General features: G+C 62.8%; 14 protein-coding genes and 1 pseudogene. 14 read left to right on the plus strand and 1 reads right to left on the minus strand.

The genetic code is table 11. The annotated features are described in order from the left end of the window. Positions 1-54 precede the first annotated feature (54 nt). Positions 55-990, minus strand: a complete 936-nt coding sequence (locus tag AC3WJB_RS11315) for a chromate resistance protein ChrB domain-containing protein (protein ID WP_235604421.1) — start codon at positions 988-990, stop codon at positions 55-57. Positions 991-1,093: 103 nt separating this feature from the next. On the opposite strand from AC3WJB_RS11315, the gene AC3WJB_RS11320 reads away from it, so the two are divergent. From AC3WJB_RS11320 to AC3WJB_RS11385, 14 genes and pseudogenes are all read left to right on the plus strand, one after another. Beyond that, positions 1,094-1,546 carry a chromate resistance protein ChrB domain-containing protein gene (locus tag AC3WJB_RS11320; protein WP_068098905.1) on the plus strand — a complete coding sequence of 151 codons (453 nt, stop codon included), beginning with the start codon at positions 1,094-1,096 and terminating at the stop codon, positions 1,544-1,546. Between the two features lie 26 nt (positions 1,547-1,572). After that, the gene (locus tag AC3WJB_RS11325; protein WP_068098907.1) at positions 1,573-2,583 is read left to right on the plus strand and encodes a YncE family protein; all 1,011 of its coding nucleotides are present in this window, start codon (positions 1,573-1,575) and stop codon (positions 2,581-2,583) included. A gap of 133 nt (positions 2,584-2,716) precedes the next feature. Continuing rightward, positions 2,717-2,884 (plus strand): annotated as a pseudogene (locus tag AC3WJB_RS11330) (hypothetical protein); the annotation flags it as partial. A 46-nt stretch (positions 2,885-2,930) separates the two neighbouring features. Continuing rightward, positions 2,931-5,900, plus strand: coding sequence for a Tn3 family transposase (locus tag AC3WJB_RS11335; RefSeq protein WP_068098909.1), 2,970 nt, complete (start codon positions 2,931-2,933; stop codon positions 5,898-5,900). 169 nt (positions 5,901-6,069) lie between these two features. Beyond that, on the plus strand, positions 6,070-6,426 hold the full coding sequence (locus AC3WJB_RS11340; protein WP_027485199.1) for a mercuric transporter MerT family protein: 357 nt from the start codon (positions 6,070-6,072) through the stop codon (positions 6,424-6,426). Between the two features lie 10 nt (positions 6,427-6,436). Further along, entirely contained in the window at positions 6,437-6,724 is a 288-nt protein-coding gene (locus AC3WJB_RS11345; protein WP_027485200.1) for a heavy-metal-associated domain-containing protein, read from the plus strand. Continuing rightward, on the plus strand, positions 6,714-6,929 hold the full coding sequence (locus AC3WJB_RS11350; protein ID WP_027485201.1) for a GDCCVxC domain-containing (seleno)protein: 216 nt from the start codon (positions 6,714-6,716) through the stop codon (positions 6,927-6,929). The genes AC3WJB_RS11345 and AC3WJB_RS11350 overlap by 11 nt, the downstream gene beginning before the upstream one ends. A 176-nt stretch (positions 6,930-7,105) precedes the next feature. Next, entirely contained in the window at positions 7,106-7,429 is a 324-nt protein-coding gene (locus AC3WJB_RS11355; protein ID WP_223250752.1) for a hypothetical protein, read from the plus strand. A 212-nt stretch (positions 7,430-7,641) separates the two neighbouring features. After that, positions 7,642-8,820, plus strand: a complete 1,179-nt coding sequence (locus AC3WJB_RS11360; RefSeq protein WP_043795569.1) for a TolC family protein — start codon at positions 7,642-7,644, stop codon at positions 8,818-8,820. Then, positions 8,817-9,914 (plus strand): efflux RND transporter periplasmic adaptor subunit, encoded by a 1,098-nt coding sequence (locus AC3WJB_RS11365; protein ID WP_027485203.1) that lies wholly within the window; start codon positions 8,817-8,819, stop codon positions 9,912-9,914. The genes AC3WJB_RS11360 and AC3WJB_RS11365 overlap by 4 nt, the downstream gene beginning before the upstream one ends. Then, on the plus strand, positions 9,914-13,048 hold the full coding sequence (locus AC3WJB_RS11370) for an efflux RND transporter permease subunit (protein ID WP_063107839.1): 3,135 nt from the start codon (positions 9,914-9,916) through the stop codon (positions 13,046-13,048). The genes AC3WJB_RS11365 and AC3WJB_RS11370 overlap by 1 nt, the downstream gene beginning before the upstream one ends. Next, the gene (locus AC3WJB_RS11375) at positions 13,045-13,374 is read left to right on the plus strand and encodes a P-II family nitrogen regulator (RefSeq protein ID WP_027485205.1); all 330 of its coding nucleotides are present in this window, start codon (positions 13,045-13,047) and stop codon (positions 13,372-13,374) included. Before AC3WJB_RS11370 ends, AC3WJB_RS11375 begins: the two co-directional genes overlap by 4 nt. Positions 13,375-13,507: 133 nt before the next feature. Further along, positions 13,508-14,128 carry a cation efflux transmembrane domain-containing protein gene (locus AC3WJB_RS11380; RefSeq protein WP_027485206.1) on the plus strand — a complete coding sequence of 207 codons (621 nt, stop codon included), beginning with the start codon at positions 13,508-13,510 and terminating at the stop codon, positions 14,126-14,128. Then, on the plus strand, positions 14,128-15,033 hold the full coding sequence (locus AC3WJB_RS11385) for a cation diffusion facilitator family transporter (protein ID WP_043795557.1): 906 nt from the start codon (positions 14,128-14,130) through the stop codon (positions 15,031-15,033). The genes AC3WJB_RS11380 and AC3WJB_RS11385 overlap by 1 nt, the downstream gene beginning before the upstream one ends. Positions 15,034-15,082 lie beyond the last annotated feature (49 nt).

A 15,082-nucleotide genomic window follows, 5' to 3' on the forward strand; every position in this document is an offset into this window, starting at 1 on the left:
GACGTATTCATAGACACCTCCGGGTGGTGGTTGAATGGAATCGACAGCGGTAGCTCATTCCGCCAACGGTTCCGAATAAGCGGCGTACAGACTGTCGAGTACGGGGCCGATGCTGCGAAGCAATGCGTCATCGTCCGGCTGGGTCGCACGAGCGCCGGCCATGATCGCGGCGAAGCCTGCCGCCTCCGGCACCGGCACGCCGCCGACATCGAGGTAATGCACCAGCGCGCCGAGACGGGCGAGACCGCGGTCATCGCCCAGCCCGAAACTGATCAGCAGCACCTCGAAGCTCACCCGGGCACCGCGGTGGGTGAACTCGGCGCCGTCAAAGTCGAAGCCGACCGCCTTCTTCGGGCAGCTTGCCGGGGTTTTGATCCAGGCGAAGGTCGCCTTGCGATCGATGAACCGGCGGATCAGCCAGGCCGACGCTACCCGGTCGACCCACAAGTGCTCGCGGGTAGCCCACAGGCGCCCGCGGTATAGCGCCGGATCGCAGCGCGGCACCGCGCCATGCGCGGCATGGGGCTCGTCCGGCGAAAACCGCGCGTTCAACGCGGCTTCGGCATCGGTCAAGGCACTCTCCACCTGGCGCCGTGGCGATCCAGGAAAGAAGTCGATCTCCACCACCGCGGCGACATCGCGACGCAGCATGGCCAGCTCGCGCCGCGCCTCAGCCTCCTCCAGGCTCGCCAACCTGACCTGAAACGCATCGAGCTGATTGAACAGCTCGTGGTACTCGTCGCCGCGATCAAACAGCGCCACGAGTGCACGCTGTTGCGTCTCGTCCTGACTGTCGAAAGCGATGACCTGCGCGGTGCCGTCGGACGCGGTGATCTCGGCGGCCTGTTCATCGAAGCCAACACGGGCGTTGTCGGCCTGCGGCAGCACGTATACGCCATCTCGCATGGCGCTGGCGCCCGCCGCCTTCAGTGCCCGCCAGACCCGCATGCGGGCCGTCTGCGTCTTTCCGGGCAAGCTGCTGACCAACATCAGCCATCTCTGGGGATTAATCATGTAGCGTACACTACGCTTTAGTTATATCTTCTACAATAATTGTGGCGCCACGTGAAATCCGTCCAGCGGAGGTGCGGCCATGCAATGGGTGACGCGAGAACGTCCCAAGATCGACCGGATTGCCTGTCCCTGGCTGATCGCCCGGTTCATCGACGCGACGCCAGAATTTCTGTACGTACCGACAGACCAGGTATTCACTGTCGCGCAAGCGACCGGCGCCGTACCCTACGACATTCCAGGCGCCGAGCTGTCTCACGTGGGAGACCTCTGCAGTTTTGATGCCTTTCTCAAACGCTATGCGCTCGATGACCCCGCTTTGCAGCAGCTCGCCGCCATCGTGCGTGGCGCGGACACCTCACGTCTCGATCTGACCCCTCAATCCGCCGGGCTGTACGCCATCTCGCTGGGCTTGTCGCGGGTGTTCGAGAACGACCACACCATGCTGCAGCACGGGCTGGTGATCTACGACGCGTTGTATGCCTGGTGCCGGCATGGTCAGGGTGAAACGCATCGCTGGCCACCGGGCTCTTGATCATCATCCGGATCGATGGAGTACGTATGAGCACGCCGACCTTGCTTCGCGGTATCGGATCACTGGTGGCCGTCCTGGTGGCAGCTACCGCTTGCGCCGGGCCAGTGGGTTCCAACACCCTGCCGCTCACCAAGGTGGCGGATATACCTCTCGGCGGCGAGACCACGCGCCTGGACTATGCAAGCTACGACCCGGGACGGCACCTGCTGTTCATTGCACACTTGGGCGACAGTGCCGTCATCGTGTTCGATACCCAGACGCAGCGGGTGGTAACGCGAATTCCTGATATCAGCAAGGTCCACGGGGTACTGGCGATCCCGGAACTCGGGCGCGTCTATGCCTCAGCCACCGGGACCAACGAAGTGGTCGCGATCGACGCGAACAGTCTGAAGGTCGTGGCGCGGGCACCGGCGGGAGTGTATCCGGACGGCATGGCCTATGTCCCGGACCAGCACAAGCTCTACGTCTCCGATGAGCACGGCGCGACCGATACGGTGATCGACGTGCGCACGAATCAGCGCGTCGCGACGATTACGCTTGGCGGCGAAGTGGGCAACACCCAGTACGACCCCGTTTCCAGACACATCTTCGCCAACGTGCAGACGCGGCGACAGCTGGTCGAGATCGACCCGGCCACCGACAAGGTGGTCGCACGCATCGACCTGCCCGGTGCGAAAGGGAATCACGGTCTGCAGATCGTGCCGCCGCAGCGGCTCGCATTCATCGCCTGCGAGGACAACCACAAACTGCTGGTGCTGGACCTGACGAGCCGCCGCGTCACGGCCTCCTTCGAGGTCGGCGATGATCCGGACGTGCTGGCCTACGATGCCGGCAAGGGCTGGCTGTATATCGCCAGCGAATCCGGGGTGGTCTCGCTGTTCTCCGTGACCCAGGCGGGCGTGACCAAGCTCGGCGAGGGCATGCTTGGGCCGCACGCGCATGTGGTCGCCGTCGACCCTTCTACCCATCGCGCCTACTTTCCCCTCAAGGACCTGCAGGGGCATACCGCACTGCGCGTCATGCAGCCGCGTCCCTGAGGGACGTCGGTCCATGGCGGCCGGTATTGTCAGTCGGCGTCGTCCATGGAAGCCGCGTCCGCCGAGTTCGATAGCCGTGACGCCATATCGACGATCTCAAAACGCCAGCCTTCATAGTCGAAGTGCTCGCCCGTATACGTTTTGGTATGTCGTGCCGACGCTGCCGATGTTCCCGGTCTTTCCGCGCCTGTTTGCGCGTTTTGGCTTCTGGCCTGCGTTGGCGTTGAGTGCTGTCATCACCGTGGTGTGCTTTGGTGCTTTCGCACTGGCCGTCAAGCCCTTCGGGATCAAGTTGCTCTAAATTTCATCTTTTTGGCCGCGACAGACACGTCGCCTAGCGGACCCGCATGAGCACGATTCAGGACACTGCCTATCCTCAATTGAAAAAGGATCTCAGCGCCCGCGATTTGACGGCCATCTACACACCTACCGCTGACGAGTGCGCGTTTGCCATAGGCGTCTCCGCACGCAAGCCCACTCAGGCACTGTTGCTGATCCAGCTCAAGGTCCTTCAGCGTTTGGGATACTTCGAGCCGTTGTCAACGTTGCCGCGGGCGATTGTTGATCATGTCTGCGGCAGCGCTCAGATGCGCATCCCCACCGTGCGCGCATTGAAGGCGTACGACGCATCAGGCAGCCGCTCGCTGCATCTGCGGAAGATTCGTGACTTCGTTGGTGTGCGACGGTTGGTGGATGCCGATTGGCCCTGGCTGGATCAGATCGCCCGCGAGGCGGCCGCGACCAAACAGGAACTGGAGGACATCATCAATGTCCTCATCGAGGAACTGGTCCGGCAGAAGTACGAGTTGCCCGGATTCACCCAACTGGTGCGCGCAGCACGGGCGGCGCGCAACGCGGTCAACACGGCGATCTTCAAATCGGTCACGGGGCAATTGTCGGCCGACCAGCGCCAGATGCTCGACGATCTCCTCCTGCAGCGACGGGGAATCACCCTCTGGGATCAACTCAAACGCGAGCCGAAAAGGCCTACGGTTCGCGAGGTAGCCAAATTCCTTGAGCACATTCGCTGGCTCAAGAGCCTGGGTCACGGGCTGCCCGATACCCGCGAGATGGCGGTGACCAAACGCCACCAGATGATGCTGGAAGCCCGTGCGTTGGACGCCAAGGACATCCGCACCGTCAAGCCGCTCAAGCGCCATACATTGGCCGTGCTGCTGATCCAGTCGCAGCTGGAAAAAGCCACTGACGACGTCGCAAGCATCTTCATCAAGATCATGCATGGCATCGACAACCAGGCCGAGGAGCGGCTGCGCCAATACCGATTGGACCATGCCGAGCAGACCGATCGTCTGATTGGCCAGTTTCGGGAGGTGCTGGCTGCCATGCAGGAGGGCGAGTCGGCGAAGAAGCGTGTGGAAAACATGGAGCGGGTGCTGGGCGACGATCCGGAACAATGGATCATCCAGTGCGATGAGCATGCCGCCTTTGCGGGGAATAATTATCTGCCCTTCATGCTGAAACCCTACAGCGACAAGCGGGCGTTGCTGTATCAGTGCCTGGACGTACTCGAACTTCAGTCCAGCTCACAGGACGATACGCTGGTAAGAGCCGTCGCCTGGATCCGCGAATGGCGCACGGCACGCCGCGAACATCTTGAGCCCGCGCACCTTCCCAACGGGATCGACCTGAAGCGCTGGCTGCCCGATGCCTGGTATCGCCTGATCGCGGTGGCGTCGCCCGAGGGCGAGTCTCGGATCCACCGAAAATACCTTGAACTCTTCATCTGCATGTCGATCATGAAAGACCTGCAGTCCGGCGACCTGTATTCCGCACACAGCAACGACTTCGATGACTACCGCGAACACCTGGTGTCCTGGGAGGAGTACGGTGGTGAATTGAGCCGCTACTGCGACATCACCTCACTGCCCAAGGACGGTGCCGGCTTTGTCGCGCAGCTCAAAGCGGAGATGTCGACGCTAGCCAAGCATGTCGACGACAGCTTCCCCGAGAACGAATTCGTGCGGATCGGTGAAAACGGTCTGGTGATCCAGCGGCTTGATCGTAAACAGGATCCACCGGAACTGGCCCTGCTGGAAGCGCGACTCAAGGAGGAGCTGCCGTCCGTCAACATCCTGGATCTACTGACCGAGACCGAGCAGTGGCTCGATCTGCACCGGCTGTTCGGGCCACTGTCTGGCTTCGAAGCCAAGATCGACGACCCGCGCAAGCGCTTCATCACGACCTTGTTCTGCTACGGGTGCAATCTGGGCCCCACGCAGACGGCTCGCTCCGTGCAGGGGCTGAGCCGCAAACAGGTCGCCTGGCTCAACCTTCGCCACATCACCGAGGAACGCTTGGACAAGGCGATCGTGCGAGTGATCAATGCCTTCAACACCTTCGCTTTGCCAAAATTCTGGGGGACAGGGAAACACGTCTCCGCCGATGGCACGAAGTGGAGCATCTACGAGCAGAACCTGCTGTCGGAGTACCACATTCGCTACGGTGGCTACGGCGGCATCGGCTACTACCACGTCTCGGACATGTACATCGCGCTCTTCAGCAATTTCATTCCGTGTGGTGTGCATGAGGCGGTCTACATCCTTGACGGCCTGATCAAGAACGAATCTAACGTGCAGCCGGACACGGTCCACGGTGATACCCAAGCTCAGAGTGCGCCCGTGTTCGGCTTGTCGCACCTGCTGGGTATTCGCCTCATGCCACGCATCCGTGGCATCAAGCAATTGGTGTTCTACAAGCCCGATCGGAAAACCAAGTACGGGCACATCAATAGCTTGTTCACCGAATCGATCAACTGGGAGCTTATCGAGCGCCACTACCCGGACATGCTGCGCGTGGCCATTTCGATCAAGGCGGGGCGGATTACCCCTTCGATGATCCTCCGGCGCCTGGGTGTGGCGAGCCGGAAGAACAAGCTGTATTTCGCGTTTCGCGAGCTCGGACGCGCGATACGAACCCGATTCTTGCTGAACTACATCAACGACGTCGAGCTGCGCCGCGTGATCCACCAGTCGACGAACAAGAGCGAGCAGTTCAACGACTTCGCCCAGTGGCTGCATTTCGCAAATGACGGAATCATTGCGGAAAACATCCGCCACGAGCAGCGAAAGGTCGTGAAGTACAACCACCTCGTGGCCAACATGGTGATCCTGCACAACGTCCACACGATGTCGCGCACGCTGAAAGGACTTCAAGAGCAGGGCGTGCCACTCAGCGAAGAGTTGCTCAATCGGCTTTCGCCATACCGGCGCGAGCATATCAACCGGCTAGGCCATTACTCATTGGACTTGGATCGGTACAAGAGCGCGATGGCCAAAGACATCAAATTTGCTTTGTAGGCTCAACGGCTTATGGTTCTTTTTGCGGAAATTTCCAGAATCCCGGCCGAACCTCTGGTAGTAGCGCACGGTCTCGATGTGGACGTCGGCGGCCAGGGCCAGCCGGCCGATGGTGAGGGCGGAAGTCATGCTTGACTCCGTAGTTGGGTACGGAAGTTAGTATGCGCTCATGAATACGTTACCAGCCAAATCGTCGCTACCCGCCGTGATCGTCGCGCTGCTCGCGGCGATCGGGGCATCCGTGTGTTGCGTGGTACCGCTGGTGCTGGTGTTGCTGGGCATCAGCGGGGCGTGGATCGCCTATCTCACGGCGCTCGATCCCTGGCGTCCATGGTTCATCGCGGCCACTTTGCTTAGCCTTGGTCTCGCGTTCTGGACGCTGTATGGGCCATGGTCGCGTTGCCGCACCGAGGGCACCTGCGTCGAGCCGACGGTCTTGCGGCGGCGGCGGTTTTGGCTGTGGACAGCCACCGTGCTGACCGTGCCGTTGTTGCTGTTTCCCTATTTCATTGGCTGGTTTTTGTAGGAGACGAACGATGCGTCAGTGGCTATTCGTAATGGTCGCCATCTTGGGGCTGGGCATGGCTCATGCGGCAACACCCACCACGGCCGTGCTGCATGCGGCGAACATGACGTGCCCGAGCTGCAGTGTGACGATCAAGAAAGCCTTGAGCCGCATAGCGGGTGTCACGAGCTCGAAGGTCGATCTCAAGGCCGAGACTGTCACTGTGACGTTCGATGCCGATCGCACGACGGAGTCGACACTGGCGCGCACGGTTACCGAGGCGGGTTTTCCGGCTACGGCGCAAAACCATGGCGGTTGAGCCCATCCTGCAGAGCACGCTGACGTGCCCGCATTGCGACCATCAGGCCACCGAGACCATGCCGACCGACGCCTGCCAGTTCTTCTACGACTGTGAGGGCTGCGGCGAATTGCTCCGGCCCAAGGCGGGCGACTGCTGCGTGTTCTGCTCGTACGGCAGCGTGCCGTGTCCGCCGATCCAGCAACAGAAGTCGTGCTGCGGGTAGACCATCCTTCATAGGGGTCAAACGGTGCCGGTAGGGGGTTGTCTGAATTCATCACGACCGGCGCCCAAGTGAAATTGTCTAACAGCGTGGCTGTCGTATAGGATCATGGGATGTATCGGTCTGCGCCATCACTGCTGACTCGCCTGCGCCGCCACCGCGGATTGTGGGTGTTGGCCGTGGCCGTGTTGCTGATCAAACTGGTCAGCGGATCGATCTGCGTGGCCGATGGACCGGGAGCGCGATTCGCGTCGGCGACCGCTGCTGCCCCGACCACCCTGTTGGCGGACACCGCCGTCAGTTCGGTATCGGCTGACGATGCGAACTCCTGTCTTCTGGGTGAAGGGCGCAGTTGCCACTGTGCCTGTGCCCATTCGGTGACGTTCCCCGTCAGCGCATCGCTTCCCATCGCCATGATGGAAGCACGCTTCGCACCGCTCACCCTCCATTCGGGATTCACGCCGGCCACGACCGGCTCGCTGCTGCGCCCTCCGATCGCCTGAAACCGCTCCGTTACGCGACGCCACCGCCGGTGCAGTTCGTCGCTTCGTGACCGTTTTCAGGAGATCGCTTCATGTCTGTTTTTCGTTCGGTGCCCATCGGCGCCGTGTGTCTGTTGTACGCGGCGATGCTCAGTGCCGCGCCCGTATCCCCTTTCTCCCCACCGGTAGCTCCCCTGCCGACATCGTTGTCGACGTCGCCCTTGCAGGATGCGGTGCGCCGTATCTGGCAAGCCAGTCCCGAGGTGCAGGCCGCGCGCGCGGATCTGGATGCTGCCCAGGCCCGTGCGCGTGCCGCTGCGCAGCCGCTGTACAACCCCTCGCTGTCGCTTGATGCGGAGAATGCCGACGCCAATCGGCGCACGGCCGGCATCAGCCTGCCGCTGGATCTGTCCGGCAAACGCCGCGCTCGCGCCAGCCAGGGCGAGGCCGACCTGCTGGCGGCCGAAGCTGGCTACAACCTGCTGCGTCGCGATGTGGCCACCCGCTGGCTGAAAGCCTGGTCGACGGCCGCACTCGCAGCCCGACAGAGCGAACTGGGGCAACGCCGCCTGGCGCTGATGAAGCGCTTCGATGACTTGGCCGCACAGCGGTTGAAGGTGGGCGACATCAGCAGTCCGGAACGCGACTTGGCCGGCTTGGCGCTCGGTGAGGCGCAGGTGCAACAAGCCACACTCGCGGGCAATGAAGCGGCAGCTCGTGCGGCGTTGCTGGCCATCAGTGGCGATCAACTGACCGCGTTGCCACCGTTGCCCAACGGTATGTCACCGGCGGCGGGCAGTGTTACGCCGTTGCCCGTCGATGAACTGCCCGAACTGCGCCAGGCCCGCGCCCAGCAAGCGAGTGCCGAGGCCGGGGTGCAAGTCGCCCGCCGGGCACGTATCCCCGATCCCACGCTGAGCTTGACCGGCGGACAGGTACGCAGCGGGCCGCGCACCGATCAGGTGATCGGTCTGAGCGTGTCCATTCCGTTGCCGGTGCTCAACACCGGACGTGCCGAAGTGGATGCCGCCCGTGCGGAAGCCGATGCAGCGGCGGCCGGTGTGCGCTCACGCCAGTTTGTGCTGCGCGCCGGACTGCAGGAAGCGCAAGCCCGTTACGCCGCCTTGCGCAGTGCGACCGAAGCCTTTCGCAGCGGCCGGGCCGCTGCATTCGAGGATCGCACCGCGTTGCTGGAGAAGCTCTGGCGTGCCGGCGAAATCAGCACGTCCGATTACCTCGTGCAGCTCAAACAGAGCCTGGACACCGCGCTGTCCGGCCAGGAACTGGAAAGCCAAACCTGGCAGACCTGGTTCGACTACCTCACCGCTGCGGGCCGTCTGACCGACTGGCTCGATGGCCGCACTCAGGACGGTCCTACTCAGGACGGCCTTAATCAGGATATCCCCCGATGAATCTCTCTCTTTTGAAACGCAGCCTGCTGGGCATGGCGCTGCTGGCCGCGTTGGCCGGCCCTGTCATGGCGCAGGAACCCGCACCCGCCAATCCGCTCGCGCTGGATGCCAAGGCGATCAAGGACGCCGGCATCGTGCTCGACAAGGCCGCCACGCGCGCCCTGACCGATGAACTGAAAGCCCCCGGCGAAGTGAAAGCCGATGCGTATTCCACCGTGCTGGTGTCGCCGCGCGTCGAATCGCAGGTGCTGGCCCGCAAGGCCAAGCTCGGCGACGTGGTGAAAACCGGTGCGCCGTTGGTGGTGCTCTCCAGCGTGCAGGTCGCCGAGACGCAAGGCGCGTTGATCGTGGCCGAACAGGACTGGCAACGGATCGCGTCGCTGGGACCGCAGGCGGTGTCGGCACGACGCTACAACGAAGCGAAGGTGCAGCGCGATCAGGCGCGTGCCAAGCTGCGTGCCTACGGGCTATCCGACGGCCAGATCCGCGGCATGCTGCGCGCGGGTTCCGCCAAGGCGGATGGCAGCTATGCATTGCTGGCGCCGACCGCCGGGCGCATCGCCAGTGACGAGTTCCTCATCGGCGAACGCGTCGAGCCCGGCCGTACCCTGTTTACCTTGGTCAACGACGACGCGGTCTGGGTCGAGGCGCAACTCGCGCCGGGCGATGCGGCCCGCGCGCAACCCGGCATGGACGCGCGCGTGCTGGCGCACGACCAGACGCTGACGGGGAAGGTCATCCTGAGTTCGTCGCAGACGAACGAACGCACCCGCACCGTGCCGGTGCGCATCGAAGTTGCCAACCCGAACAACCTCCTGCGCCCGGGCGAATTGGTCGAAGCGCGCATCGCGGTCGGTGAGGCGGTGCCGAAGCTGGCGGTACCGGCCGAAGCGATCGTGTTGCTGCAAAACCAGCCGACCGTGTTCCTGGCCAAAGGCAACGGCACGTTCGAGCCGGCGCCGGTGATGGTCGGCGACACCCGTGATGGCTGGACGATGGTCACCCAGGGCCTCAAGGCCGGCGACACCTACGTGCGCAAGGGCGCCTTCGCCTTGAAGGCCCGTTTGCTGCGCTCGCAGTTGGGAGAAGAATGATGCTGGAACGTCTGGTTGAATTCTCCCTGCGCTACAAGGTGCTGGTGCTGATCGTTTTCGTGGTGATCGGCTTCCTTGGTTTTCAGGCGGTGCGTCAGCTGCCCATCGATGCCTTCCCGGACGTCACACCGGTGCAGGTCAATGTGTACACCGAAGCCTCGGGACTTGCGGCAGAGGACGTGGAACAACTGCTGACCACGCCGGTGGAGTCGGCACTGGCCGGCCTGCCCAAGGTGGAACAGATCCGCTCGGTCAGCCTGTTCGGCTTGTCCTACGTGTCGGTGTACTTCGACGACAGCATGGACATCTACTTCGCCCGTCAGCTGGTCAACGAACGGCTGCAGCAGGTCGGCGATCGCTTGCCGGCGGGTTACGGCAAACCGGCGATGGGACCGAACACCTCCGGCCTCGGCCAGGTGTTCTGGTACACCGTCGAGCGAGCCGACAACAAGCTCAAGGGTGCTACCGCCAGCACCGCGCCGAACGACATGGACCTGCGCACCCTGCAGGACTGGACCATCCGCCTGATCCTGCGCACCGCCCCCGGCGTCGACGACGTCACCTCCTGGGGCGGCCAGGAAAAGCAGTTCCAGGTACGCATCGACCCGATGAAGCTGATCGCGCACAAGCTCGGCTTCAAGGACGTGATCGAGGCGCTGCAGGCCAACAACGCCCAGGTCGGCGGCAACTTCGTCGATGTGGGCCGCGAGCAGTACCTGGTGCGTGGACTGGGCCTGATCCAGAACGCGAAGGATCTGGGCAACATCGTGCTCAAGACCGAGGACGGTACCCCGGTCTACGTGCGTGATGTGGCCACGATCACCGAAGCGGGCGCACCGCGCACCGGTGCGGTGACCCGCGATGGCAAGGAAGTGGTGATGGGCCAGGCGCTTGCCCGCATCGGCGAGAACGCCAAGAGCGTGGTCGATGCGGTGAAAGCCAAGCTCGACACGGTGAAGCAGGCGCTGCCGCCCGGCGTCGTGGTCAAGCCAGTGTACGAACGCACCGAGTTGGTCAATGCGGCCGTGGAAACCGCCGTGCGTGCCTTGATCGAAGGTTCGATCCTGGTCGCGATCATCCTGTTCCTGTTCCTGGGCGAGTTCCGCAGCGCCATCGTGGTGGTGGTGGCGCTCCCGCTGGCCATGCTGATCGCCTTCATCTGCATGAATCAGGTCGGCCTCTCGGCCAACCTGATGTCGCTGGCGGGCCTGGCGATCGGCATCGGCATGATGGTGGACGGCGCGGTGGTGATGGTGGAGAACGCCTACCGCATCATGGCCGAGCGCAAGGCGCATGGGCTCCCGGTGGATCGCACCGCCGCGGTGCTGGCGGCTGCCCGCGAGGTGGCCAATCCGATGGCGTTTGCGATCCTGATCATCATCGTGGTGTTCCTGCCGCTGTTCAGTTTGCAAGGACTGGAAGGCAAGATGTTCAAGCCGATGGCGTTCAACATCAGCTTCGCGATGGCGGGATCGCTGATTCTCGCCTTGACGTTGATCCCGGTACTCGCCGCGCTGGTGCTGAAACCGAAGGAAGAGAAGGACACCTGGTTGGTGGCGTTCCTGAAACGCCATTACGCCACGGTGCTCGCCTGGGCGTTGGCACGTCGCAAACTGGTGTTGGGCATCGCCGCCGGTGCCTTGCTCGGCAGCCTCGCGCTGTTCCCGTTCCTCGGCAAGGAGTTCATGCCCAACCTGAAGGAAGGCGCCATCATGTGGCGGATCACCTCGATCCCGTCGGCATCGCTCGACGAGTCGATCGCCATCTCCAAACAGGTGTCGACGCTGATCAAACAGAAGTTTCCGGAAGTGGAAACCACGCTGGCAATGATCGGTCGCGCCGAGAAAGGCGAGACAGCCGACGTGAATTACATGGAGGTGTACACCCCGCTGAAGCCTAAGGATCAATGGCGCAAGGGCGAGACGCTGGAGAGCATCGAGGAGGCCATGCAGAAAGAACTGTCGGCGGCCTTGCCCACCGCGGTGGTGAGTTACACCCAGCCGATCCAGATGCGTATCGAGGAACTGATCTCCGGTGTGCGCGCCACGTTGGCGCTGAAGATCTACGGCGATGATCTGGGCGAGCTGGATCGCCTGAGCGGCCGCATCAAAAACGCGCTGGCCGGGGTGCCCGGCGTGGCCGATCTCGCGCTGGAGGCAAACATCGGCAAGCCACAGATCCGCATCAAGGTGGATCGCGATGCACTGGCCCGCTATGGCTTGAACGCCGACGACGTGTTGACCGTGGTGAAGAACGGCATCGGTGGCGAACCGGTGACGACCCTGCTCGATGGCGTGAAACGCTTCGACATCGCGGTGCGGCTGGACGATGCGGACAAGGCGTCCTTGCCGGCGATCCAGCGCATCCCGATCCGCACGGCCAGTGGCGCGCTGGTGCAGTTGTCGCAAGTGGCCGAGGTCAGTGATGCGGAAGGCTATTCGTTCATCCGTCGGGAACAGCTGCAGCGTTATGCGGTGATCCAAATGGACGTGCGTGGTCGCGACATCGACGGCTTCGTCAAGGAGGCCAATGCCGCCATCGCGCAGCAGGTGAAGCTGCCGACCGGCTACTACAGCGAATGGGGCGGCGCATTCGAGAACCAGCAGCGGGCGTTGAAGCGGTTGTCGCTGATCGTGCCGGCGACGATTTTCTTCATCTTCGTCTTGCTCTACACCGCGTTCAACTCGGTAAAGCACGCCACGCTGATCCTGGCCAACGTGCCGTTCGCCACTATTGGCGGCATCGTCGGGCTGGCGATTACCGGGCAGTACCTGTCGGTGCCCTCGGCGATCGGCTTCATCGCGGTGTTCGGCGTGGCGATGTTGAACGGCATCGTGTTGGTGAGTTTCTTGAACGAGCAACGTGAGAAAGGCTTGCCCGTGCGCGAGGCGGTGATCCGCGGCACCGCGCTACGCATGCGCCCGGTGATGATGACCGCCAGCGTGGCGATCCTGGGCCTGGTGCCGATGCTGTTGTCCAGCGGCGTCGGTGCCGAAACCCAGCGTCCGCTCGCCACCGTGGTGGTGGGCGGGCTGATCACCTCGACGTTGCTGACGCTGGTGCTGCTGCCGGTGCTCTACGACTGGATCGAAGAACGCGCCGCCCGGCGCCTCGCCAAGGAGAACACCCCATGAAAGAAGTAAAGGCATTCATCCATCGCGGCCGCGTGGTCGACGTCATCCATGCCCTGGAGGACGGTGGGTTCCGCTATCTCTCGGTGAGCGACGTCAAAGGGTTGTTGACCGCGCTCAGTGCCCAGGAACAGATCTATTCGATGGAACTGGGCGAACGGGTGACCAAGCAGATCAAGCTCGAAGTGTTTTGCGAGGACGACCAAGCCGAACGGGCCGTGCAGCTGATCCGTTTGCACGGACGCACCGGCCAGAGTGTTGCGGGCTGGGTCTACCAGAGCACGGTGGATCGGGCGTGGCCGATCGACGGGCGTGTGGATAACGACTAATCGGGGCAGCGGGAGTACTCACGTCGCTGCATCGGTGTCATTTCATAACACGGCGGCGGCCGCGTAGAGTGGTCGCCGCCATGAGGGATTCCAATACCTGAAGCATGCATCCAATCCATCGGGTTACCGGCTCATGTCTGATACGTGTTGTGCCACCACCATCGATATTGCCGCGTTGCAGGCGCGGCAGCGTCGGGTGTTGATGATCGTTCTGGCGATCAACCTCGCTACTTTCACGATGATGCTGGCCGCGGCGATCTACAGCGGTTCGTCGTCGCTGCTGTCCGGCGGGTTGGACAATCTTGGGGATGCGCTCACCTACCTCTTGAGCCTTGCGGTTGTTGGTGCCAGTGACCGCGCGAAGGCCCGGGTGGCGCTGTTCAAGGGCGCACTGATTCTTGGTGCGGCGCTTGCAGTCGCCATCCAGATTGGCTGGCGTCTCCTGCATCCTGGCGTGCCGATCTTCGAGGCGATCGGTATCGCCGCCTTGCTGAACCTGGTCGCCAATGCCGCATGCCTGCGCCTGCTGCTGCCTTACCGCAAAGGCGACGTCAACATGGCCTCGGCCTGGGAATGCTCGCGCAATGACGTGTTCGAAGGTGTCGCCGTGCTGGCAGCGGCCGCCGGCGTCGGCTTCTTCGGCGCCGGCTGGCCCGATCTGCTGGTTGCGTCGGCGTTGTTGTTGATGTTTCTGCGCTCGGCATGGCGGGTGTTCCGCATGGCGTGGCGAAGCTACGTGAGTGGAGACAACTGATGAATGCCGGGCACGATCATGTGGGTACGGAGATCAGGCACGAGACGCCGCTGTGGTGGGCACTCGGCCTGACCAGTATGTTTCTTGTCGCCGAGATCATCGGCGGTCTGCTTACCAACAGCTTGGCCTTGTTGTCGGACGCGGCACACATGGCGACCGATGTGATCGCGCTGACGATCTCGCTGACCGCCGTGCGCCTGGCACGACGTCCCCCCGATGCGAAACGCACCTATGGTTACGCGCGCATGGAAGCCATCGGCGCACTCGTCAATGGTGGCTTGCTGTTCCTCGTCGCCGGCTACATCTTGTGGGAGGCGGTGCGGCGTTTCAGCGAACCGCCGTCGGTGGCCTCCACCGGCATGCTGGTGATCGCGGTGCTCGGGCTGGTGATCAACCTCATCTCGATGCGATTGCTCAAGGCCGGCAGCGGTGAAAACCTCAACGTGAAAGGCGCCTATCTGGAAGTTTGGGCCGACATGATCGGTTCGGTCGGCGTAATCATCGGCGCGTTGATCATCAAGTTCACCGGCTTTTACATTGCCGATCCAATCATCGCCGTGTTGATTGGTCTGTGGGTGCTGCCGCGGACATGGACATTGCTGCGAGAGGCCGGGAATGTCCTGATGGAGGGGACGCCTCGTGGCGTCGATACTGAACGGGTCCGCGCCGAAATGCTGGCCACTCCGGGCGTGGCTGCGCTGCACGATGTGCACGTATGGGCGCTCAGCAGCACGCGTTCGGCGATGGCGGCGCATGTGATCATGGATGGCGACGCATCAGACGCAGAAGCGCTGCGGCTCCGGCTGGCGCAGATGCTGGAGGCGCGCTTTGACATCCATCACGTGACGCTGCAGGTCGAAACAACGTCGTGCGGGCTGGGGTGCGAGGAGCCGCAAAAGGTTTGACCTCACACAGTCGCTTTGCCAAACCGCGAGCCCGGTGCCGCTTCCACGC

The organism is Rhodanobacter sp. FW510-R10 (assembly GCF_058781105.1).